This window comes from Streptomyces sp. AC627_RSS907 (genome assembly GCF_019049165.1).
Window position 1 is genome coordinate 1 of the sequence record NZ_JAGMUE010000596.1, and the last position, 653, is coordinate 653.

Annotated in this window: 1 protein-coding gene; it reads right to left on the bottom strand. The window is 74.6% G+C overall.

The annotated features are described in order from the left end of the window. A partial coding sequence (locus tag KUM32_RS37300) for an aminoglycoside phosphotransferase family protein (RefSeq protein ID WP_217146293.1) occupies positions 1-639 on the bottom strand: 639 nt, incomplete at its 3' end. Positions 640-653: the final 14 nt, after the last annotated feature.

Below are 653 nucleotides of genomic sequence, written 5' to 3' on the forward strand. Positions count from 1 at the left end.
GGGCTCCCGCTCGCCGGCGAGGACGTTGTCGTAGTGCGCGTCCCAGTGCAGCAGCCGATCGCCCGCCTCGCCGACCAACTCGGCGACCGCGGACGCGCAGGTGCGCAACAGCCGCCGCTCGTCCGGGTCGGCCAACCCTTCGACGGCGTGCGGCACTTCGGCGAGCATCGCCGTGGCGATGTCGGCGAGCCGGCGCACGTCCGGGGGCGCGGCCACCGCGGTCATCCGCGCCAGCAATCCGGCCAGCACGCGCATCGCCTCGCCGTCGTCGGCCACCGAGGACAGCGGCCGGCTCGCGTCCAGCCGCTCCAGCAGCATGCTCGCCGAGCCCGGATCGTGGTCGAGCATCCGCACCACGCCACCGCCGCCCCAGGCCCGCAGCCCACTCGCCGCCCCCGAGGTCTCCTCCCGCTCCTGCTGCAACTTCAACACGGCCGGCGTCCCGTCGGCGCGGGTCACCGGCAACACGACCGAGGCCATGCCGTGCGCCACGGGCCCGCTGACGCGCAACTCCCAGCGGCTGAGCATCGCGTCGGCGAGCCGGGGGAGTCGGGCGATCCAGGCGCGCCGGGACGGATTGTCGTGGCCGTACGACGCGGCGAACGCGTCGGGGACGGCGAGGGAATACGGCGTACTCATGTCGAGGTGTCTCC